This is a genomic window from Microbacterium sp. USTB-Y, assembly GCF_023703415.1.
Lineage (GTDB): Bacteria > Actinomycetota > Actinomycetes > Actinomycetales > Microbacteriaceae > Microbacterium.
On record NZ_JAGMTU010000003.1, the window covers coordinates 69,662 to 90,201 of the forward strand.

Sequence of the window (20,540 nt, forward strand, 5' to 3'; positions counted from 1 at the left end):
CGCGCCCCCTTCCGGCGCCCTCTTCCGGCGCCCCTCCCGCGCCCCTTCCGCGAGACCGAACTTGCGTCCCGAGACCGAGGTTCTCATCGTCGGTCTCGCGACGAGGGTTCGGTCTCGCGGTCAAGGGGCGGGCTCGCCTACGCTGGCGACATGACCACGCTCATCCTCACCGTCGTCGGATCCGACCGCCCCGGCCTCGTCGCGACCGTCGCGCACATCGTCGACGAGCACGGCGGCAACTGGGAGAACAGCCGGCTGGCCGAACTGGCGGGCACGTTCGCCGGCGTGATCCAGGTGTCGGTGCCGATCGAGCGGGTGGAAGAGCTGCGCGCGTCGCTGAGCGGGCTCGAGGGGCTGCTCACGATCGCCGTGCACCCCGGATCCGGATCCGAGGCCACCGAGACCCCGCAGGAGCTCTCGATCCAGGTGCTCGGCAACGACCGCGCGGGCATCGTCCGCGAGATCACCGCGGTCCTGAACGCGAGCGCGCTGAGCATCGACAGCATGACCACCGAGACCCGCGACGCGGCGATGGCCGGAGGTCGCCTGTTCGAGGCGTCGATCCTGGCCCGCGTGCCGGCAGATGCGAATCCGGAGGCCCTGCGCAGTGCCCTGGAGCGGATCGCGCACGATCTCCAGGTCGACATCACGGTCGCCTGAGCCCCCGTTCCGGCGCCGTTGCACGCCGCGCGCCCGCCGTATTCAGGCTGGATTCGGTCCGAGGCACCGTGTTGACGCGCCCACCAGCCCCCACCGCCGATCCAGCCTGAATTGCGCACCGGCGTGCGGGCCGGCACGCGGGCCGACGGCGCGACGCAAGACGGCCCGGCCGCCGAGGCACGGCTGGGACGACACCACGAACCGTCTGACCGGGTCCGGGCACACGAAAGGCCCGCACCGGCGACGCGGTGCGGGCCTTTCGACCTCAGACCAGGCGGGCCTTCGGGGAGACCTCGTAGGTGTCGGCCGGGTCATCGTTGACGACGCCCGCGAGCGCCTCGTCGATCGCCGCGAGCGTGTCCGCGTCCAGCACGACCCCCGAAGCCTTGACGGTGTCGGCGAGTTGCTCCGGGCGGGACGCGCCCACGAGCGCCGCGGCCACGTTCTTGTTCTGCAGCACCCACGCGATCGCGAGCTGCGGCATCGTGAGGCCGGCCTCGGCGGCGATCGGCTTCAGCCGCTGCACGGCGGTGAGGATGTCGTCCTGCAGGAGCCGCTGGATGAAGTGCGCACCCGAGTGCGGATCCGTCGCGCGGGAGCCCTCCGGAACCGGCTGCCCCGGCAGGTACTTGCCGCTCAGCACGCCCTGCGCCATCGGCGACCAGACGATCTGCGAGATGCCCAGCTCCTCCGACGCCGGAACGACCTTGCCCTCGATCACGCGGTGCAGCATCGAGTACTGCGGCTGGTTCGAGATGAGCTGCACGCCCAGCTGCTTCGCGAGTGCGTGGCCTTCGCGCAGCTGCTCGGCGGTCCACTCCGAGACGCCGATGTAGAGCGCCTTGCCCTGACGGACGACGTCGGCGAAGGCCTGGAACGTCTCCTCGAGCGGGGTCTCGTAGTCGAACCGGTGCGCCTGGTACAGGTCGACGTAGTCGGTGCCGAGTCGCTTCAGAGATCCGTTGATCGACTCGAGGATGTGCTTGCGGCTGAGGCCGGTGTCGTTCGGACCCTTGGGGCCGGTCGGGAAGTAGACCTTGGTGAAGATCTCGAGGCTCTCACGGCGCTGACCGGCCAGCGCCGTGCCCAGCACGACCTCCGCCGCCGTGTTGGCGTAGGTGTCGGCGGTGTCGAACGTCGTGATCCCGGCGTCGAGCGCGGCATGCACGGTCTTGACCGCGGCGTCGTCCTCGACCTGCGACGCATGCGTGACCCAGTTGCCGTAGGTGATCTCGGAGACTTTCAGACCGCTGTTGCCCAGGTATCGGTAGTTGACCATGGATCCAGCGTAGGCGTGACCGGACACATCGAGGCCCGTCCGCGTCATCCGCCGAGACGGATCCGCGCGCGCGTCCCCGTCCACGCCTCGCCGACGCATCCGCTCCCGTCGCAGAAACTGCCGCTTTCCGGTGGTCTTGCCGGCACTTTTCGCGACGGGAGCGGGAGGGGCGTCAGATCCGGGCGCTCTCCGGCTGCCCGGCAGGAGCCGTCGGGTGCGCCGACGACGGCGCCGGGTGTGCCGAAGCGACACCGGGGTGGGCGGGCACGGGCCAGGACGGGGCGCCCGCCACTGCGGGCGACGCCGCGGCGACATGCGGGGGCTCGGCACGGTGCGCGGGCACTGCGGCGGGCGGCGTGATCGGCAGCGCCGTCGTGGGCGCGTCCGGAGAGTGATCCGCAGCGCCTGCCGCGGCCGCCGGGGCGGGTTCCGCCTCCAGCGGGGCCGCCGGCGCCGCCTCGACAGGAGTTGCCGGTTCCGCGGATGCGGCCGCGACCTCGGCCTCGTGCGCGTCGGCGAAGGCGCGGTGCTTCGCCTCCTCCGCGATGATCGCGGCACGGTCGCGGTAGCCCTTGGAGGTCACGCGGTCGAGCTCGACCTGCTTGGCGATGGCCTCCGCCTTCTCGTACAGCGACGGATCCCCCCAGCTCGTCAGCACCTTCACGATCACCGGCAGCAGCTCGATCATGAAGAACAGCGCCGCGATGAGCCAGTGTGCGAAGCCCAGCACGGGCTCCTTCGCAGAGAGACGGTCGAGGGCCGAGATCTGGCTGAGCAGGCCGACCGCACCGGCGTTCGTCCCGGCGACGTCGGCCGCCCGCGCGTTGTACGCGTCGAGCGCGGCCTTGTACGCCTGCTCCGCGGCGGGGATCTGGTCCTTCGCCTGCTGCCGGTTCTGCGTCTCGGTGGCCGAGGTCGCCGTCTTCGACGACGCGTCGGCGGACTCGAGGTCGGTGTTCGCCTGGCGCAGCTGCGCGGCGAGCGCGTCGTAGGTCTGCTGCGCCTGGTCGAGCTGGGACTTCGCGGCGGTCGAGCTCGCGCCGTCTCCCTGCACCCCGGTGCAGCCGGGAACCGTGCCCGCACCCTGGCCGGTCAGCTCGCACTGGTACAGCGCACGGGCCTGGTCGATCACCTTCTGCTGATCGGTCATCTGCGCGGTGATCTTGGTGACCGTGTCCTGCGCCGCCTTCTGCGAGGCGGAGTCGCTCGAGGTGCCCTTCACGATGCCCGTGGACGCCTGGTTCTGCAGGTCGGCGAGGCGGGTGGAGGCGGCGTCGAGGGCCTTCTTCTCCGGTCCGGTCGCGACCGCCTTCTGGTCGCTCTGCGCCTGGACCAGGTTGGTGGCGGTGACCTCACGTGCGATGTCGTTGTGGAACGCCTGCAGCACGATCGGCTCGGCCACGACGAACCCGATGATCGCGGCCATGAGCACCCGCGGGATCGCGAGCCCGAGCAGCCGCCAGAAGTTGCGCGTGGAGCGCATCGTCGAGGTGAGGAAGCGGTCGAGGTTGAAGATCAGCAGCGCCCAGACGACCGCGAGGGGCACCGCGAGCCACACCAGCACCTGCACACCGGTCGTGAGCGCGAAGAGCATCGACAGCGCCGAGACGAGCGCCGTTCCCGCCAGCACGAAGAACATCTGCACGAAGCGCGGCTGCTCGCTCGGCACGCGGTCGAGGATCGCCCCGTCGGCGCCGCCGAGGATCGCCAGCCGACGCCAGAACCAGCCCTGCGGACGCGGCTCGCGCGGGGGCTTCGGTGCCTTCGGGGGCTTCGTCGGGGCCGGTGCCGGAGCGGCGACCACGGGGGCGGGCGCCGGCTCGGGGACCAACGGCTCGTCCGCGGGCGCCTCGGCCGCGGAGAACAGCTCCTCGATCCGATCCGGCTCGCCCTCCGACGCGGGGGCGGGCTCCGGCACCGGAGGACGCGGCGGGACGACCGGCTCGATCGGGGTCGTCACGGCTTCGTCATCGACGGGCGCCTCGGCGGGGTCGGATCCGGTGGGCGTGTAGTCGCGCACGAAGATGAAGGGGTCCTCCGCCGTCGGGTCGGCGGGGTTCGCGGGGTCGGGCTGTCCGTCGACGTCGAAGGCGATCCGGCCCTGGGAATCCATGCGGCCAGGGCGGTGGGCGGAATAGGACATCCCATAAATGTACGAAAACCCGCCTGGAAGACCCCCGGGCGAACCCTGGAAGAGACCCCTGCGGATCCGAGGCGCCCGCTATGCGCGCGCGGATCCGGGGCGCCCGACACCTCCCTCCCGAGTTTCCCTCTCCGCAGCGCCTTTCCCTCCCCGCACCCGCGCCGCTGCGGGGAAGGAAGGCCGGCCGGAGGAGAGAGACGCGGGCGAGCGCGCACACACGGAAACCGCGGCAGGGGCGCTACCGAGGACCGCGGAGGGGCGCGTCACACCCCGAGGTGCGCGGCGAGCTCCCGGTCGAACGCCGCGGCCTCGTCGAGGTGCGGGGCATGGCCGGCCTCGGGCAGGGCCACCTCGCGGTATTCCCCGCCGGCGGCGGCGTAGCGGTCGAGCACGGCGCGGGTCTGGGTCACCATCGGCTGCGCCGGGGCGACGTCCTCTCCCGGCCACCCCGGGATGACGCCGAGCGCGCCGAGGTGGTTGAGGTCGAAGAACGACGCGTCCGAGACGATCGCGTCCTTGTCCCCGTGGATCCAGAGGATCCGGGGCTTCACCGCGAGATCGACGATGCCGGAGAGATCGAGGTGCTGCGGCGCCATCGTGTTGAGCACTCCGCGCCCGCCCGCGGCGAAGCCCGGCCAGTTCTCGGATCCGACGGCGTCGCCCGGGTAGTTGTCGAGTCCGGTCTTCGTCGTCAGCATCGACACGACCCAGAGGTCTTCGTGCGCGGCCTGCGTCTCCGGCTTCGCGACGTACGCGGTGCGGTAGACGGTGCGCGGTGAGGTCTGCGCCTCATCCGTCGTGTCGCCGGCCTCGAGCCGGGCCACGAAGTCGGGGTTGGCCCCGCCACCGCCCGTGCCCGCGCCGTCGGCGTCGTTGCGGATGCCGTCCGCACCGTGCGTCCCGCCGAAGCCGTAGGGCGAGACGGGTGCCTCCAGCGTGAGCGAGAGGATCCGCTCCGGCGCGTCCAGCGCGACCTGCAGCACGACGCCGCCGCCCATGCTCCAGCCGACCAGGTGCACCGCGTCGAGCCCGAGCGCGTCGAGCACCGCGCGCACGTCGTCGGCGAAGTCGCGCAGCCCCCGGGTCGCGTCGACCGGCCTGGTCTCGCTGTCGCCGAAGCCGCGGAGGTCGATCGCGAGCGCCCGGACATCGGCCGGGAGGGCGAGCATCGTCGGCTGATAGAAGAGCGCGGACGATACGTTGCCGTGCACGAACACGACCGTGGCGGCGGGCGAAGCCGGATCCGCCGCGGGGCGCTCGAGCACGTTCGCCCTGTAGCGCGGGGTGTCGACCTGCTGGGGCGTGATGCCGTCGAGCAGTGCGGGAGTGGTCATGGCGGGCTCCTTCGGGAGAGCGGGCGGCCCCTTCGACAGGCTCAGGGACCGGGTGACGGAGGGGGATTAGGGACCGGATGAAGGCGGAAGCGAGCGGGGATGGTCGGGCGCCGGTGGAGGCACGGCGCAGGGACCCGGTGCGGGACGGCTCAGGGGCCGGCGTCCGCCGCGGCGGCGACCTGCTCGGCGCCCCGCGCTGCGAAGAGGATCGTGTAGTGGTTCACATCGTGCACCTCGACGACGCGCAGCTGCGGCACGAGTGCCGCGAAGCCTTCGAGCGCCCCGGGCGCGTAGAGCGGTTCCGCGTCGAGCAGCCCGCGCGGCGCACGCAGCACGGTCACGGGCATCCGCAGTCCGCGCAGCGCCTCGACGTACCACTCCGGGCCGTACAGCTCGCCGCCGTCCTGCAGCATCGCCGCCGCGACGGTGGACGAGCGCAGGTGCGGGGCCGCGCCGTCCAGGTCGTGCCGCGCGTAGTCCTCGACCGCGGGGCTCCAGTCGCGGGCGAACGCCGGATGCGCGCGCCAGAAATCCAGGTACGCGTCCTCGTCGGCGAACTCCATCGACAGCCGTCGCGCGGCGGGACCGAGCAGCGCCGCCACGTCGAGGTCGTCGCCGTCCGTCGCTCCGGGCGGCAGTGCGAGGGGGAACCCGCCGTCGACGAGCACGAGGCGCGCGACGAGATCCGGCCGCGCCCCGGCGAGCGCGACCGCGACGAACGCACCCATCGAGTGCCCGATCACCGTGCGCCCGCCGCCGCCGTCCGCCTCCAGCAGGGCGGCGAGATCCGCCGCGTGCCGGCGCAGCCCGTACGGCCCGGGCAGCGCGTTGCTCCGCGCCCGGCCGCGCAGATCGGGGGCGAGGATGCGCCGCTCCGGCAGCAGCGCGGCGACCGTGTCCCAGCAGCGGCCGTTCGCCGTGATGCCGTGGATCGCGAGTACCGCGTCCGCGTCGGTCCCGGGGCCGAAGGAGGTGACGGCGAGCGCCGGCTCGTCGGTCCCGGGGCCGAAGGAGGTGACGGCGAGCGCCGGATCCTCGTCGCGGACGGCTTCCGCGGTCATCGCGCGCTCCATCCGCCGTCCATCGTGTACGACGAGCCGGTGACGGACGCGGCCATGGGCCCGCACAGCCAGAGCGCGAGATCGGCCACCTCCTCGGGCTCGAGCAGGCGCTTGATCGCCGACTCGACGAGCATGACCTTCTCGATCACCTCCGACTCGCCGATCCCGTGCGCGCGCGCCTGATCCGCGATCTGCTTCTGCACGAGCGGCGTGTTCACGTAGCCGGGGTTCAGACAGTTGCTCGTCACGCCGTGCGGCCCGCTCTCGAGCGCCGTCACCTTGGACAGGCCCTCCAGCGCGTGCTTGGCCGTGACGTACGCCGACTTGTACTCGCTCGCGCGCAGTCCGTGCACGGAGCTGATGTTGACGATCCTCCCCCAGCCGCGGTCGTACATGCCGGGGAGCACGGCGCGGGTGAGCAGGAACGGCGCGGTCACCATGATGTCGAGCATGCGCCGGAACGTGAGCGGATCGAACTCGACGATCGGCGCGACCGTCTGGATCCCCGCGTTGTTCACGAGGATGTCCGCCTCGAAACGGCGTTCGGCGAGGGCGTCGAGGTCGCCGAGGTCCAGCACGAGACTCTCGCCGCCGATCTCCGCGGCACATGCCTCCGCGGCCTCCGCATCGCGGTCGACCACCACGACGTGCGCGCCGTGGCGTGCGAACGCCCGGGCGCACGCGGCGCCGATGCCGCTCCCGCCGCCCGTGACCAGGGCGGTGCGCCCCGCCAGCTCGGTGCCGTTCCCCGGGGGTCGCTGTTCTGCCATGCCCAGCACGGTACTTCACGGACATGCACGACGGAAGGGATCCCCGCTATGCAAAACTGCACAGATGGACGCGCATTTCCCCGCACCGCCGCTGAGCGCGGACGACCTCCTCGTGCTCCTCGCGGTGGCCCGCAGCGGGCGGTTCACGAGCGCCGGTCAGCAGCTCGGGCTCAACCACACCACCGTCGCGCGGCGCATCGCGGCCCTCGAGACGCAGCTCGGCGGGCGCGTGCTCTCCCGCGAGGGCGCGGGCTGGGACCTCACCCCGCTCGGATCGCGCGCCCTCGCCGCTGCGGAGGGCGTGGAGCGCGCCCTCGGCCGGCTGGAGGATCGCGACGGCGGCCGCATCGCCGGGCTCATCCGGCTCTCGGCGACCGACGGATTCAGCGGCTTCGTCGCGGCTCCCGCGATGGCCGCGCTGCGGCGCGACCACCCCGACGTGTCGCTCGAGGTCATCACCTCGACCCGGCAGGCCTCGCAGCAGCGCACCGGGGCGGATCTGGAGGTCGTCGTCGGACGCCCGCAGGTGCGCCGTGCCCGGGCGATCCATCTGGCCGACTACGCGCTGGGCCTGTACGCCAGCCGCGAGTGGCTGCGCACCCACCCGATGCCGCAGGATCCGGAGGATCTGGCCGGGCAGCCCCTCGTCTACTTCATCGAGTCGATGCTGCACGTCGACTCGCTCGACGACGCGCGCCGCGCGGTCCCCGGGATGATCGACTCGGTCGCGAGCACCAACGTCTACGTGCACGTGGACGCGACGCGCGGCGGCGCCGGATACGGGCTCCTTCCCGCCTTCCTCGCCGACCCGCACGACGACCTCGTACGGGTGCTCCCGGACCTCATCGACGAGCGCCTGCCGTACTGGCTCATCGCCCGCCCGGAGGCGTTGAACCAGCCGGCGATCGCGGCGTTCCTGGACGCGCTCCAGCAGCGCCTCGCCGAGGTGCGGCCCCGTCTGCTCGGCGAGCGCTGAGCCCGGCCCCGCCCGTCTCACCCGTCACCCGACCCTTCCCACTTCCGAGTCGTCCCCCTGAGCACGAGCCAGAGACCGTGCTCAGGGGGACGACTCGGAAGTGGGAACGGGGGGGACCGCAGTGGCACGATGTACCCATGAAGACCCTGCTCCTGGCCCGTCATGCCAAGTCCGACTGGGACGTGGCGGGACTGCGCGACCACGACCGGCCCCTGAATGCGCGGGGTCTCAGAGACGCCCCCGCGATGGCGCGGCGTCTCATCGACGAGGGCGTCGCCGCGCAGCGGATCGTGTCGAGCACCGCCGTGCGAGCGCGGCGCACCGCCGACGAGTACGCGGCGGCGTTCGGGATCGCGCCGGACGAGGATCCCGACCTCTACGCGGCGTCCGCCCGCACGATCCTGCGGGTCGCCGCGGCCCTTCCCGACGAGGTCGAGGTCGCGATTCTCGTCGGCCACAACCCGGGGATGGCGGACGCGGTGGCCGAGCTCACCGGATCCTTCGTCGAGTTCCCGACCTGCGCCGTCGCCGAATGCTCCGTGGACGTCGGATCCTGGTCCGAGCTGATCGAGGGCTCGGGCCGGCTGCGTCGCCTGCGCACCCCGCGCGACTGACCGCCCGACCTCCACAGGTCGGAGCGGATACCGCGACCGGGATCAGGCCATCGCCGCGGCGGCGGCCTCGTCCTCGGTCGTCGCGACGAGCTGTCCGCAGGCGCCGTCGATCTCCTTGCCGCGGGTGTCGCGGAGGGTCGTCGGGATGCCGGCGTCGTTCAGACGGCGGACGAACTCGTCCTGCACGTCCTTCTCCGACGCGGTCCAGATGGATCCCGGAGTCGGGTTCAGCGGGATCGGGTTCACGTGCACCCAGCCGCGACCGCGGGCGTTGAGCTTCTCCGCGAGCAGGTCCGCACGCCACGGGTGGTCGTTCATGTCCTTGATCAGCGCGTACTCGATCGAGACGCGACGGCCCGTCTTCTCGAAGTAGCCGCGGGCGGCGTCGAGCGCCTCGTCGACCTTCCACCGGGAGTTCACCGGGATGAGCTCATCGCGGAGCTGATCGTCGGGGGCGTGCAGCGACAGCGCGAACGTGACCGGGATGTCCTCGTCGGCGAGCTTGTTGATCGCCGGGACCAGGCCCACGGTGGAGACGGTGATGCCCCGGGCGCTCATGCCGAGCCCCTCGGGCTGGGGCGCGATCATGACGCGCACCGCATCCATCACACGCTTGTAGTTGGCGAGCGGCTCACCCATCCCCATGAACACGATGTTCGAGACGCGCTCCATCGAGTGGTCGTCGGCCTTCTTGCCGCCGAGCCCGCCTTCGGCGATGAGGCGGTTCGCGCGCACGATCTGCTCCACGATCTCCGCCGTCGACATGTTGCGCGTGAGCCCCGCCTGGCCGGTGGCGCAGAACGGGCAGTTCATGCCGCAGCCGGCCTGGCTCGACACGCACAGCGTGATCCGGCCCGGGTAGCGCATGAGCACGGACTCCACGAGCGCGCCGTCGTGCAGGCGCCACAGGAACTTGATCGTGTCGCCGCGGTCGGTCTCCAGGCGCCGCACCTCGGTGAGCAGCGGCGGCAGCATCCCGGCCACCAGCTCGTCGCGCTGACCCGCCGGCAGATCCGTCATGTGGGCGGGATCCGACGTGTAGTGCGTGAAGTAGTGCGTCGCGAGCTGCTTGGCGCGGAAGCCCGGCAGACCCAGCTCCTTGACCTTCTCGACGCGCTCGGTGGGCGTGAGGTCGGCGAGGTGCACCGGGGGCTTCCCCCGCTTGGGACTGGCGAACTGCAGGAGCGGACGCCCCTCGGCGTCCTTCTTCTGCGTCCAGCCTTCGGTGGCGGGGCGCACCTGGGCGGCGCGCTTCGTGGGCGCGCCGGAGCGGGCGGACGCAGGAGTCTCGGACATGTCTTCCAGGGTAGGGCCTGCAAGGTGCGAAGGCGCTGGGCGCGGCCCGGCGGATCCGCGCCGTACGCTGGCGGCATGCCCCTGTGGATCTGGATCCTCCTCGTCGCCGTCATCGTCATCCTGTTCGTCGTGATCGCCGTGACGCTGCGGGCGATCCGGCCGAAGGCGCCGGAGCCGCTCGGGACCGCCCTCGCGACGCCGACGTCCGCGCCCGCCGACCCCGCCGCCCCGTCGCGTCGCCGACCGCAGTCCGCGGATCCCGGGCCGCTCACCCCGGCCGTGATCGCCGAGATCGACGCGCTCGTCGCCGGCGAGCAGAAGATCTCCGCCATCAAGGTGCTGCGCGAGCACTCCGGCCTCTCGCTGCGCGAGGCGAAGGACCAGATCGACGCGTGGGTGCCGTCCGCATCCGGCGCGGTGGAGGCGCCGCCCGTCTCCCTCGAGCGCTCCGGTCGACGCCCGGCGGGAGCGCCGCCCTACATCGGCGGGCTCACCGCGGCCGACGCCGTCGCGCAGCTCTCCGCGGAGGTGCGCGCGGAGATCGGCCGGCTCATCGCCGCCGATCAGAAGATCGCGGCGATCAAGCTGCTGCGCGAGGAGACCGGGCTCGGCCTCAAGGACTCGAAGGACGCCGTCGAGTCCTGGCGCTGAGCGGCCAGTCCGCCCCGGATCCCCGAGCCTCGACGGGTTCCCGCCCGCTCAGCGGACTCAGATCCGGCAATGGTATACCATTCCTATGCCCTTCCCCGTATCTTCACGCGCACGCGCCGCCGGCGTGCTCGCGGGACTCGGCGTGGCCGCGCTGCTGATGTCCGGCTGCACCGCGAGCACGATCGAGGCCGTCGCCCTCCCGACCGTGACCGCCACCCCGCCGCAGACCGCGCCCGCCCCCTCACAGAGAACCGAGGCTGAGATGACCGCCCTGAACTCCCGCCTGTTCGACGCCGCATCCGCCGGGGACGCCGATGCGGTCCGGACCGCGATCGCCGAGGGCGCCGACCTCGAAGCCCGTGGAGCAGGCGGGATGACCGCCCTGATCGCCGCCACCAAGGGCAACCGGATCGACGCCGCCCTCGCCCTCATCGACGCCGGGGCCGACGTGAACGCCAAGGACGACATCGTGGACTCGGCCTACCTCTACGCCGGGGCGCGCGGCCACGACGAGATCCTCCGGGCGACCCTCGATCACGGCGCCGACCTCCGCAGCACGAACCGGTTCGGCGGCACGGCCCTGATCCCCGCGTCCGAGCGCGGCCACCTCGGCACCGTGAAGATCCTGCTCGCCGCGGGCGTGGATCCCAATCACGTCAACAACCTGAACTGGACCGCGCTGCACGAGGCGATCGTGCTCGGCGACGGCTCGCAGACGTACGTCGACATCGTGCGCACCCTCATCGCCGGCGGGGCCGACGTCGCCATCCGCGACGGTGACGGCGTGCTGCCGCGCGAGCTCGCGGTCGCGCGGGGCTACCGCGACATCGTGGCCGCGATCGACAAGGCCTGAGCCCGACCCCGGGCGCAGAACTCAGGCTGAATCCGCCGACGCACGCACGGCAGGGCCGTTCCACCCGGAACACGAACGTCCAGCCTGAGTTGCGCGGAGCGGATCCGCGCAACAGTCGCAATGCGGGGCCCCGCCCGGAGTGCGTGCCCCACAAGGGCTCCTCGACGAGCTCCGACGCAACTCAGGCCAGGCGGGCAAGGATGGCCCCGATCCCGTCGTAGTCGGGCTGGATCCGACAATCCAGCCTGAGTTGCGCGGCCGTGGGCGCCCAGACCCGACCCGGGCCGCCCGCTCGGTCCGGGAAACCCCGGAACCGCTCGCTCCAGGAAGGCCCGCGCCGCCGCTCAGTCCAGGAAGATGTCCGGGAACAGCTGGTCGTCGGGGGTGCCGGGCACGGCGGCGTAGCCGGAGAAGTCGGTGACCCCGGCCGCCTCGAGCACGTCCTCGACGATGAGCGTCTGACCGGTGTACTCACGGGCCGGCTGCGTCAGCACCGCATAGGCGGCGTCGGCATACACCTCGGGGGTGCGGCTGACCTTCATCATGCGGTCGCCGCCGAGCGCGAACTGCACCGCGGCGGTCGCGATGGTCGTGCGGGGCCAGAGCGTGTTGGCCGCGATGCCGTCCTTCGCGAACTCGGCCGCGAGACCGAGGGTCGCCATCGTCATCCCGTACTTCGCGAGCGTGTACCCCGTGTGCGCACCGAGCCACCGCGGCGTGATGTTCAGCGGCGGCGACAGCGACAGGATGTGCGGGTTCGGGGCGTCCTTCAGTACGGGGACCGCCGCGCGGGACAGCATGAACGTGCCGCGCACGTTGACGTCCTGCATGAGGTCGTACTTCTTGGCCGCGAGGTCGAGGGATCCCGACAGGTCGATCACGCTCGCGTTGTTGATGACGATGTCGATGCCCCCGAACTCGCCCTGCGTCTTCAGGACGGCGTCGATCACGCTCTCGTCGTCGCGCACGTCTCCGACGATCGGCAGCGCCTGACCGCCCGCCGCGCGGATCTGCTCCGCCGCCGAGTGCACGGTGCCCTCGAGCTTCGGATGCGGGGTGTCGGTCTTCGCGAGCAGGGCGATGTTGGCTCCGTCGGCCGCCGCACGCAGGGCGATCGCGAGGCCGATGCCGCGGCTGCCGCCGGACATCAGGATGGTCTTGCCGGCGAGGGGCTTGTTCTCGGTCATGTGGTCCTCAGGTCTCTCAGGTCTCTGGAGGGCTGTCAGTGCTGTTCCGGTCGCAGGAGATGTCGTTCTGAGCGCGGGGAAGCGACATCTTCTGCGACGGGAGCGAGGAGACGGGATCCGGTCAGCGCGGCGCCATCCGGATCGCGCCGTCGAGACGGATCGTCTCGCCGTTCAGGTATCCGTTCTCGACGATCTGCTGCACCAGCGCGGCGTACTCGTCCGGGCGGCCGAGGCGGGCCGGGTACGGCACCTGCTCGCCGAGGGAGTCCTGGGCGGCCTGCGGCAGGCCCGCGAGCATCGGGGTCTCCATGATGCCGGGGGCGATCGTGCACACCCGGATGCCGTAGCGGGCGAGCTCGCGGGCGATCGGCAGCGTCATCGCGTGCACGCCGCCCTTCGAGGCGGAGTAGGCGGGCTGGCCGATCTGTCCGTCGAACGCGGCGACGCTCGCCGTGTTCACGATGACGCCGCGATCGCCGCCGTCCGCGGGCTCGTTCTTCGCGATGACGGCCGAGGCCTGCGAGATCACGTTGAACGTGCCGACGAGGTTGATCCGGATGATGCGCTCGAACGCGGCGAGGTCGGCGGGGTTGCCGTCGCGGTCGAGCACCTTCGCGGGCGGCGCGATGCCCGCGCAGTTCACGACGATGCGCAGCGGAGCCGCGGCCTGGGCCGCGGCGACGGCGGCGGCGACCTCCTCGGCGCTGGTCACGTCGGCCGGTGCGAAGACCCCGCCCAGCTCGGCCGCGATCGCGGCGCCCTGCGACGAGGGGAGGTCGATGATCGTGACGGTCGCGCCGGCGGCCGCGAGGCGGCGGGCGGTGGCGAGGCCGAGCCCCGAGGCGCCACCTGTGACGAGAGCTCCGGATCCTGCGATCTGCATGGGCGTTCTCCTTCGAACCTGCAACTGAGTCTCAGCTTACGTGAGTCTGCGTCTCACGCATATCGAGGGAGGTCCGAGCCGACCTCCCTCGACAGCGAGCCTACGGCTCCGCGCCCTTCTCCGCCCGCCTCCGGTCAGGCGGTCTCAGCGCTCCTGCGTATCGCGCTCCGCAGCGATCCGGTCGGCCTCCGCACTCTCGATGAGGTCCTCGTTGAGGTCGGGGTCGAGCTTCTCGTCGCCGTCGGGATCCTCCACGAGCGGGGAATCCGCGTTCTCCGGGTCCTCCGGGTCCTCCGGGATCAACGGCATCGCGGGGTTGTTCGTCATGGTCTCACTCCTTCGTTGTTACGGGGCGGGAGCGACTGCTCTCCGCCTCTGCGATGGTCCGCGCGCGGCCGGCGGCCGGACGCATCAGTGGTCGCGCAGCAGATGGATGAGCTCCTGCTTCCTCTTGCCGGAGTAGCCGTGCAGGCCGAGCTCCTTCGCGCGGTGGCGCAGCTCGTCCACGGTCCAGTCGTCGTAGGAGCCGGATTCACCGCCGCGCCGGCCGACCGCGCTGCGCCCTTCCTTCGCCGCCGCGTTCGAGATGCGCGCGGCCTTCTGCTTCGAGTTCCCCTCGTCGCGCAGCTTCTCGTAGAGCTCGGGATCCTTCAGCTCCGGCTGACCGGGCATGTCGTCCTCCTTCGTCGCGGTGCGGACGCTCCTCGTGATGCGGCCGCTCGTGCGCGCCACCCTACGAATCGGCCTCGCCCTCGACCACGGGGTTGACAAAGACCCGATTCGCATCCCGGCGCGCCGCGCGCTCGCGTGCCCGCGCCCCGCACCCGCGTGCTAGACGCGACCGCCGTCGTCGATCTGCATCTCGTCGACCTGGGTCGGCTCGGGGATGAGCCGAAGCCCCGCGGGCGTGTTCGCCAGCTGGCTGAGCGCTTCGACCCAGAGCCGGTTGAGAGGCGGACGACGGCCGCCGTGATAGGTGAAGACCATGGTGCTGCCGGGGTGGATCCAGACCGCCGTGCGCCCGTGCCCGACGCTCGGGTCGTCCTTCCAGGTGAAATAGAAGGGCTCACCTCGACGGAGCTTGTTGGCGACCACCATCTGCACGTGGGCCAGCGCACGGTCGTCCAGATCCGCATGCGTCTGGCCCTCATAGGTGAATCTGCCCATATCGTTCACAGCCTCCTCGGCTCTTGCCCGCGTATCGTCCGTCCCCGAGAACCATCATCGCCCGCGCCGGAGCACGATGGCAGCCCCTCGACGGAGAGGATGCGGCCGTGGTACTCGTACGGAGCGTGAAAGCGGATGCGACGGAGCGAGATCGAGGAGGACCGGATGGGAATCATCTATTACGGCGGGGCGGAGTCGCCGATCCACATCGAAGACGCGGTGCTCGCCCATCTCAAGATCGTGATCGCCACGAAACTGCGCCGCAACGAGAGCTTCACCCTGTCCTTCCAGCACGGAAACGGCGAGCCGACGGGGCGGACCACGATCTGGCTGCATCCGGCGATCCCCCTGCGCTTCGTCTTCGACGAGCCCGTGGCGCCCGAACTGGATCCCGGGCTCATCAAGGACCTCGCCAGCTCCGCCAACACCTCAGGGGGCATCGCGATCAAGCGCGAGCACATCCTGAGGGCGAGCGGCGGGACGTACGACCCGGAAGAACCGGGAGAGTGAGGAGAACATCATGGAACCCGAGATCCCTGTGCTGCCCGAGGTGCACCGGTGGTGGCCCCACCTGTCCGCGCGCTCCAAGCAGAAGCTCCAGGAGCAGGAGGACGGCCTCGTTCCCGACGACGTCCGCGAGGAGATCGAGCGGATCGTCGGCGGGACGGTCGAGCCGACCGCACGGCTGAGCGACGGCGATCGCACCTTCATCCGCACCCAGCAGGAGATGGTCGACTAGCGCGCGGAATCGCGCTCCTCCGACGCGTTGCGCTGTCCGGCCTCCGCCTCATGCTCGGCGGCGTCTCTGGCCGCCTCGGATCGCTGCGGGTAGTCCGGGCGCTCCGGTTGCTCGCGCTGATCGGAGAACTCCCCGCCTTCGCGGCCGCCGAACGGGCGGCCGTGGTCCGCGTACTCGTCGCGCACGAAGACGAGCCGCCACGGCCCGAGCGTGAAGCGCGCGCCGGTGCGCAGCACCTCGACGTCCCGCCGCTCCTCCTCCGCCGACTTCTCGATGTTCGCGCTCGTCTCCCCCGGCCCGCGCATGTCGAGCTCGTACTCGTCCCGGGAATCGTGGCGGATGATCGCGTGCACCGGCTCCGTGTCGGGCAGGCGCAAACCCGCATCCCGGCCCGAGCCGATCGTGACCCCGTCGTCCGGGATGTCGAACACCAGCCGACTCTCCGCCGAGGCCACGAGCAGCCGCGGTCGTCCGGCGCCCCAGTCCGCGTGCGTCGTGGGCTCGGGATGTGCTTCCGTCTCGTTCATGACTCGGGTCCTTCCTGGGTTCCGTGGTGGATGCGATCGCTCAGAGATGGCGACCGCCCGTGACCGGGATGATGCCGCCGGAGACGTAAGATGCGTCCTCCGATGCGAGGAAGACATAGGCTCCCGCGAGCTCCGCCGGCTGTCCGGCGCGACCGAGCGGGGTGTCCTCGCCGAACACCGGGAGCTTGTCCGGCCAGCCCGTCGCGGGGATCAGGGGCGTCCAGATGGGGCCCGGTGCGACACCGTTGACGCGGATGCCGTGCGGGCCCTGCTGCTCGGCGAGCATCTGGACGAAGGCGACGAGCGCCGCCTTCGTGAGCGCGTAGTCGAACAGCCCCGGCGACGGGTCGTAGCCCTGGATGGAGGTGGTCGCGATGATCGAGGATCCCGGACGCAGATGCGGAAGCGCCTCCTGCGCGAGCCAGAACGGCGCATAGAGATTGGTGCGCATGACCCGGTCGAACTCCTCCGGCGGGATCTCGTCGATCTCGCCCCTGCTGCGCTGGTAGCCGGCGTTCAGGACGAGGATGTCGAGACCGTCGAGGCTCTCCGCGGCATCCGCGATCAGCTCCGCGCACTGATGCTCGTCCGTGAGGTCGCCCGGGAGCAGCACCGCGCTCTTGCCCGCCTGGCGGATCCACCCCGCGGTCTCCTCCGCATCGGCCTGCTCCTCCGGCAGATAGCTGAGGGCGACGTCCGCCCCCTCGCGGGCGAACGCGATCGCGACCGCCCGCCCGATCCCGGAGTCGCCGCCCGTGATCAGCGCATGCCTGCCAGGCAGGCGGCCGGAGCCGCGATAGCTCTCCTCGCCGTGATCGGGACGGGGTTCCGTCTCCTGCAGCAACCCGGGCTGGTCGTTGTGCGGATCCGGCGGATCGTGCAGCGGGCGATACTTCGTGCGTGGGTCGGTCATGCTGTAGCTCATGCCGGGCACGCTAGACAGGGCTCGCCGCCGTCACGAGGGGCTTGACGTTCGTGGGCGCAGTGCCTACGCGCGACGGCGCCGCCGACTCTCCGCCGTTGTGCGCGCGACGGTTAGCCCCCGCCGAGCCGCCTGTCAAGAGCCATGACCCCGGCCGATCCACCGCGCATCCTCGATCATGACGAGGGGAGTGAGATGTCGATGACGACACCGACGCGCTTCGAGATGCGCCGGCTCACGGAGGACGAGTGGTTGATCCTGGACGACGGCTTCGAGCGCAACGACGCCCGGCACACGGTCGCCTGCGTGAGCCGCGTCTGCGCGGATCAGGTCGACGTCGTGTGGCTGCGGCCCGTGGCGGAGAGGACCCGCTATGCCTCCGTCGCCGACGTGCTGGAGGCCGTTCGCACCGCACAGTCTGCACGGCCCGGAGCCGATGAAGCGTGGTGAGGACCGCTCCCTGCCATCGGGAAGCCCCCGCCGTCAAGCCCCTGTCCTCCCGCCCGCGCCCGTCCTACGGTGATTCCGCGCCGCACCCGCGGCACGGAAGGAGTCCGTCATGAACATCCTCTTCGTGATCATCATCATCGTCGCGATCATCCTCGCCATCACCGGTGGCCTCGTGCAGTCCCTGAACTTCCTCCTCTGGGTCGGACTGGTGCTGCTCGTCCTCGCCGTGATCGCCTGGCTGCTGCGGTCGCTCACCGGTCGCCGGACGCCCTGAGCCGCACGCGCTGAGGCACCTGCCCGACCCGATCGACGAGGATCCGGAGCAGGGACCTGATTCGGGGAGGGCCGGTGACACCGGCTCTCCCTGCTTCGTCGCGGGGCAGGATGGATCCATGAGCATCCCCCTCGGCGACGTCCCGATCCCCGAGCGCGTGCTCGCCCTGGCCCGCGGCGCTGCACTGACGCCCGTGTGGGAGAACGGCATCGGCGGCCTCACGTTCCGCACCGACGACGGCCGGTTCGTCAAGTGGGGCCCGCGGCATCTCGAGGCATCGATGGCCGCGGAGGCGGAGCGGATGGGCTGGGCGTCGACGTGGATCACGGTGCCCCGGGTGCTCGCTCAGGGCGAGGACCGCACGCACGAATGGCTGGTCACCGCAGCCCTCCCCGGGCGCAGCGCCGTCGACCCGCACTGGATCGCCCGCCCCGAGATCGCCGTCCGGGCGGTGGGGTCGGCCCTGCGCGCCCTGCACGACGCCCTTCCTCCGGAGCGGTGCCCATGGAGCTGGGGTGTGACGGCGCGCCTCGCGAACGCCGCGGACCGCGGTATCGCCGTGCCGGAGCGGCTGCACGACGCGCCGCCGATCGACCGGCTCGTGGTCTGCCACGGCGACGCGTGCGTGCCCAACACGCTCCTCGATGACGCCGGCCGGGGCATCGCGCACGTCGACCTCGCGGCGCTCGGCACGGCGGATCGCTGGGCGGACATCGCCGTCGCGTCGATGAGCACCGAGTGGAACTACGGCCCCGGGTACGAAGACCTGCTCATCGAGGCTTACGGCGTGGAGCCCGACCGCGAGCGCCTCGCCTACTACCGCGACCTCTGGGACGCGACCTGAGGGGATCCCTTCGGTCGCGCGCCGGGTGGGGTCGGGTCGGCACGGTCCGCCCGGGTGGTGGCGGATCCGGCTCGGCTCAGGCGACGCCGCATCGGCGCCTCACGCCGGATCCTCCTCCGCCGGAGCACCGAACACCGCGCGTGCCCGGGCGATCGCGGCCATCGCCCGGGGCCAGCCGGTGTAGAACGCGAGGTGGGTGATCGCCTCCACCAGCTCGGGCTCGGTGACCCCGTTGTCGCGCGCGAACGCGAGGTGGAAGTCCAGCTGTTCGACCGCACCGAGCGTGACGAGTGCCGAAACCGTGACGAGGCTCCGGTCTCGCTTGGCGAGGGCATCGCGCTCCCACACCTCGTCGAAGAGCACCGCATCCGTGTAGTGGGCGAGCGCGGGGGCGATGTCGCCCACCGAGCGCCGGCCGCCGGTCCATCCCGTCATGCGAGGCTCTCCCCGCGATACTCCTCGTCCGTCACGTGTTCCTTCCACACCGTCGTGGTGGCGGGGTCGTCACCTGCTTCGAGCATCGCGAGGTGCTCCATGAAGCAGTCGGCTGCGGCGCCGTGCCAATGATCCTCGCCGGGCGGGGTGTAGAGCGTCTGGCCCGGGTGCAGCTGGACGACCGTCCCGTCCCGGCCTCCGACCAGGGCGACCCCGCTCGTCACCCGCAGATACTGTCCCCGCGCATGCGAGTGCCAGGCGGTGCGGGCACCCGGCGCGAAGCGGACGAGCGCGACGGTCATGCGCTGATCCGCCTCGTGCGGCGCGGCGATGCGGTCCAGCCAGACGTCGCCGTGGAACTGCTCCGGCGGGTTCTTGGCCGTGGGCGCGGTGGGTTCGATGTTCATGGATGCTCCTTCTTCTCAGGGATACCCGGCGGTCCGATCAGTCCGTGGTGAGCAGCACCTTGGTGGCACGGCGCTCGTCCATGGCACGGTAGCCCTCCGCCGCGTCCTCGATCGAGAGCGTCAGGTCGAAGACGGCACCGGGATCGATCCGGCGATCCCAGATGAGCGCGACGAGCTCGGGCAGGAACCTGCGCACCGGTGCGGGTCCGCCGTGCAGGTGCACGCTGGAGAAGAACAGCTCGGAGCCGTCCAGCGCGACATCGTGCGAGACCCCCACGAAACCGACGTGCCCGCCGGCGCGCGTGGCGCGGATCGCCTGCTCCATCGATTCCTGGGTTCCGACGGCCTCGATTGTCGAGTGCGCCCCGAGACCCCCGGTGAGCTCTCTGATCCGCGCGACGCCCTCGTCGCCGCGCTCCTCGACGATGTCTGTCGCGCCGAAGCGTCGGGCGAGCGCCTGCCGGTCGGCGTGGCGGGACATGACGATGATCCGCTCCGACCCGAGCTGCTTCGCCGCGAGCGCACCGAGGAGGCCCACGGCGCCGTCGCCGACCACGGCCACGGTCCTGCCGGGGCCGGCCTCGGCGGCGACCGCGGCGAACCAGCCGGTCCCCAGCACGTCGGACGCGGCCAGCAGCGAGGGCACGAGGTCGGCCGGCGGCTCCCCCGGCATCACGACGAGCGTGCCGTCGGCGAGCGGGATCCGCGCGTACTGCGCCTGGGTGCCGATCGAGCCCATCATGACCTGGTGCACGCACCGGGACGGGTAGCCGGCCGCGCAGATCTCGCAGGTGTTGTCGCTGGCGACGAAGGATCCGACGACGTGGTCGCCGGGCCGGATCCGGGTCACCTCCCCGCCGACGCTCTCCACGACCCCGATGTACTCGTGGCCCATCCGCTGCCCTCCGGCGCGGATCGCCTCGGCGCCGCGGTAGGGCCACAGGTCGGATCCGCAGATGCAGGTGGCGGTGACGCGGATGATCGCGTCGGTCGGCGCGACGATGACGGGCATGTCGAGCTCTTCGGTCCGGACATCGCCCGGGGCGTGCATGACGACTCCACGCATGG

General features: G+C 71.6%; 26 protein-coding genes. 10 read left to right on the forward strand and 16 right to left on the reverse strand.

Annotated features, from left to right (window positions below; translation table 11 throughout):
* Nucleotides 1–150 precede the first annotated feature (150 nt).
* On the forward strand, nucleotides 151–660 hold the full coding sequence (locus tag J8G10_RS07555; protein ID WP_251442616.1) for a glycine cleavage system protein R: 510 nt from the start codon (nucleotides 151–153) through the stop codon (nucleotides 658–660).
* 265 nt (nucleotides 661–925) lie between these two features.
* Here J8G10_RS07555 and J8G10_RS07560 read toward each other — a convergent pair whose 3' ends face one another.
* The 5 genes from J8G10_RS07560 to J8G10_RS07580 all read right to left on the reverse strand — a co-directional run bounded on the left by J8G10_RS07560 (nucleotide 926) and on the right by J8G10_RS07580 (nucleotide 7,247).
* Entirely contained in the window at nucleotides 926–1,939 is a 1,014-nt protein-coding gene (locus J8G10_RS07560; protein ID WP_251442619.1) for an aldo/keto reductase family protein, read from the reverse strand.
* 172 nt (nucleotides 1,940–2,111) lie between these two features.
* Complete coding sequence (locus J8G10_RS19360; RefSeq protein ID WP_285814162.1) at nucleotides 2,112–4,082, reverse strand: DUF4407 domain-containing protein; 1,971 nt, start codon at nucleotides 4,080–4,082, stop codon at nucleotides 2,112–2,114.
* 263 nt (nucleotides 4,083–4,345) lie between these two features.
* On the reverse strand, nucleotides 4,346–5,416 hold the full coding sequence (locus tag J8G10_RS07570) for an alpha/beta fold hydrolase (protein WP_251442622.1): 1,071 nt from the start codon (nucleotides 5,414–5,416) through the stop codon (nucleotides 4,346–4,348).
* Between the two features lie 149 nt (nucleotides 5,417–5,565).
* Nucleotides 5,566–6,477: an alpha/beta fold hydrolase gene (locus tag J8G10_RS07575; protein ID WP_251442625.1), complete on the reverse strand. Its 912-nt coding sequence runs from the start codon at nucleotides 6,475–6,477 to the stop codon at nucleotides 5,566–5,568.
* Nucleotides 6,474–7,247 carry a 3-hydroxybutyrate dehydrogenase gene (locus J8G10_RS07580; protein WP_251442627.1) on the reverse strand — a complete coding sequence of 258 codons (774 nt, stop codon included), beginning with the start codon at nucleotides 7,245–7,247 and terminating at the stop codon, nucleotides 6,474–6,476. The genes J8G10_RS07575 and J8G10_RS07580 overlap by 4 nt, the downstream gene beginning before the upstream one ends.
* 64 nt (nucleotides 7,248–7,311) lie before the next feature.
* Here J8G10_RS07580 and J8G10_RS07585 point away from each other — a divergent pair, with 64 nt between their 5' ends.
* Nucleotides 7,312–8,223 carry a LysR family transcriptional regulator gene (locus J8G10_RS07585; protein ID WP_251442630.1) on the forward strand — a complete coding sequence of 304 codons (912 nt, stop codon included), beginning with the start codon at nucleotides 7,312–7,314 and terminating at the stop codon, nucleotides 8,221–8,223.
* 137 nt (nucleotides 8,224–8,360) lie between these two features.
* A complete protein-coding gene (locus J8G10_RS07590) occupies nucleotides 8,361–8,837 on the forward strand; it encodes a histidine phosphatase family protein (RefSeq protein ID WP_251442633.1) in 477 nt (158 codons plus the stop codon).
* A gap of 42 nt (nucleotides 8,838–8,879) precedes the next feature.
* On the opposite strand, the gene rlmN is transcribed toward J8G10_RS07590, so the two are convergent.
* Nucleotides 8,880–10,133 (reverse strand): 23S rRNA (adenine(2503)-C(2))-methyltransferase RlmN, encoded by a 1,254-nt coding sequence (gene rlmN, locus J8G10_RS07595; protein WP_251442636.1) that lies wholly within the window; start codon nucleotides 10,131–10,133, stop codon nucleotides 8,880–8,882.
* Nucleotides 10,134–10,208: 75 nt separating this feature from the next.
* Between rlmN and J8G10_RS07600 the strand changes: the two genes are divergently transcribed.
* Both J8G10_RS07600 and J8G10_RS07605 read left to right on the forward strand, forming a co-directional pair.
* Complete coding sequence (locus J8G10_RS07600) at nucleotides 10,209–10,784, forward strand: ribosomal protein L7/L12 (protein WP_251442640.1); 576 nt, start codon at nucleotides 10,209–10,211, stop codon at nucleotides 10,782–10,784.
* Nucleotides 10,785–10,869: 85 nt separating this feature from the next.
* The gene (locus tag J8G10_RS07605; protein WP_251442642.1) at nucleotides 10,870–11,637 is read left to right on the forward strand and encodes an ankyrin repeat domain-containing protein; all 768 of its coding nucleotides are present in this window, start codon (nucleotides 10,870–10,872) and stop codon (nucleotides 11,635–11,637) included.
* A gap of 344 nt (nucleotides 11,638–11,981) precedes the next feature.
* Here J8G10_RS07605 and J8G10_RS07610 read toward each other — a convergent pair whose 3' ends face one another.
* From J8G10_RS07610 to J8G10_RS07630, 5 genes are all read right to left on the reverse strand, one after another.
* A complete protein-coding gene (locus J8G10_RS07610) occupies nucleotides 11,982–12,824 on the reverse strand; it encodes an NAD(P)-dependent oxidoreductase (protein WP_251442644.1) in 843 nt (280 codons plus the stop codon).
* 121 nt (nucleotides 12,825–12,945) lie between these two features.
* On the reverse strand, nucleotides 12,946–13,707 hold the full coding sequence (locus J8G10_RS07615) for an SDR family NAD(P)-dependent oxidoreductase (protein ID WP_251442646.1): 762 nt from the start codon (nucleotides 13,705–13,707) through the stop codon (nucleotides 12,946–12,948).
* Between the two features lie 144 nt (nucleotides 13,708–13,851).
* Nucleotides 13,852–14,034, reverse strand: coding sequence for a hypothetical protein (locus J8G10_RS07620; protein ID WP_251442648.1), 183 nt, complete (start codon nucleotides 14,032–14,034; stop codon nucleotides 13,852–13,854).
* Nucleotides 14,035–14,118: 84 nt separating this feature from the next.
* Nucleotides 14,119–14,379, reverse strand: coding sequence for a Rho termination factor N-terminal domain-containing protein (locus tag J8G10_RS07625; protein ID WP_251442650.1), 261 nt, complete (start codon nucleotides 14,377–14,379; stop codon nucleotides 14,119–14,121).
* Between the two features lie 159 nt (nucleotides 14,380–14,538).
* Nucleotides 14,539–14,874 (reverse strand): ATP-dependent DNA ligase, encoded by a 336-nt coding sequence (locus tag J8G10_RS07630; RefSeq protein WP_251442652.1) that lies wholly within the window; start codon nucleotides 14,872–14,874, stop codon nucleotides 14,539–14,541.
* 165 nt (nucleotides 14,875–15,039) lie between these two features.
* Here J8G10_RS07630 and J8G10_RS07635 point away from each other — a divergent pair, with 165 nt between their 5' ends.
* Together J8G10_RS07635 and J8G10_RS07640 are read left to right on the forward strand one after the other, a co-directional pair.
* Nucleotides 15,040–15,384 (forward strand): hypothetical protein, encoded by a 345-nt coding sequence (locus J8G10_RS07635; RefSeq protein ID WP_251442655.1) that lies wholly within the window; start codon nucleotides 15,040–15,042, stop codon nucleotides 15,382–15,384.
* A gap of 10 nt (nucleotides 15,385–15,394) precedes the next feature.
* Nucleotides 15,395–15,613, forward strand: coding sequence for a hypothetical protein (locus J8G10_RS07640; RefSeq protein ID WP_251442658.1), 219 nt, complete (start codon nucleotides 15,395–15,397; stop codon nucleotides 15,611–15,613).
* On the opposite strand, the gene J8G10_RS07645 is transcribed toward J8G10_RS07640, so the two are convergent.
* Complete coding sequence (locus J8G10_RS07645) at nucleotides 15,610–16,140, reverse strand: FHA domain-containing protein (RefSeq protein WP_251442661.1); 531 nt, start codon at nucleotides 16,138–16,140, stop codon at nucleotides 15,610–15,612. The genes J8G10_RS07640 and J8G10_RS07645 overlap by 4 nt on opposite strands.
* 40 nt (nucleotides 16,141–16,180) lie before the next feature.
* Complete coding sequence (locus tag J8G10_RS07650; RefSeq protein WP_251442664.1) at nucleotides 16,181–17,065, reverse strand: SDR family oxidoreductase; 885 nt, start codon at nucleotides 17,063–17,065, stop codon at nucleotides 16,181–16,183.
* Nucleotides 17,066–17,257: 192 nt separating this feature from the next.
* Between J8G10_RS07650 and J8G10_RS07655 the strand changes: the two genes are divergently transcribed.
* From J8G10_RS07655 to J8G10_RS07665, 3 genes are all read left to right on the forward strand, one after another.
* Nucleotides 17,258–17,512 (forward strand): hypothetical protein, encoded by a 255-nt coding sequence (locus J8G10_RS07655; RefSeq protein WP_251442667.1) that lies wholly within the window; start codon nucleotides 17,258–17,260, stop codon nucleotides 17,510–17,512.
* Between the two features lie 109 nt (nucleotides 17,513–17,621).
* Nucleotides 17,622–17,786, forward strand: coding sequence for a hypothetical protein (locus J8G10_RS07660; RefSeq protein WP_251442670.1), 165 nt, complete (start codon nucleotides 17,622–17,624; stop codon nucleotides 17,784–17,786).
* A 118-nt stretch (nucleotides 17,787–17,904) separates the two neighbouring features.
* On the forward strand, nucleotides 17,905–18,630 hold the full coding sequence (locus J8G10_RS07665; protein ID WP_251442672.1) for an aminoglycoside 3'-phosphotransferase: 726 nt from the start codon (nucleotides 17,905–17,907) through the stop codon (nucleotides 18,628–18,630).
* 99 nt (nucleotides 18,631–18,729) lie between these two features.
* Here the strand turns inward: J8G10_RS07665 and J8G10_RS07670 are convergent, their stop codons facing one another.
* From J8G10_RS07670 to J8G10_RS07680, 3 genes are read right to left on the reverse strand one after another with little or no spacing between them, the layout of a single operon-like run.
* A complete protein-coding gene (locus tag J8G10_RS07670) occupies nucleotides 18,730–19,065 on the reverse strand; it encodes a carboxymuconolactone decarboxylase family protein (protein ID WP_251442675.1) in 336 nt (111 codons plus the stop codon).
* Nucleotides 19,062–19,472, reverse strand: coding sequence for a cupin domain-containing protein (locus J8G10_RS07675; RefSeq protein WP_251442678.1), 411 nt, complete (start codon nucleotides 19,470–19,472; stop codon nucleotides 19,062–19,064). Before J8G10_RS07675 ends, J8G10_RS07670 begins: the two co-directional genes overlap by 4 nt.
* Before the next feature lie 37 nt (nucleotides 19,473–19,509).
* Nucleotides 19,510–20,538: a zinc-dependent alcohol dehydrogenase family protein gene (locus tag J8G10_RS07680; protein WP_251442680.1), complete on the reverse strand. Its 1,029-nt coding sequence runs from the start codon at nucleotides 20,536–20,538 to the stop codon at nucleotides 19,510–19,512.
* Nucleotides 20,539–20,540: the final 2 nt, after the last annotated feature.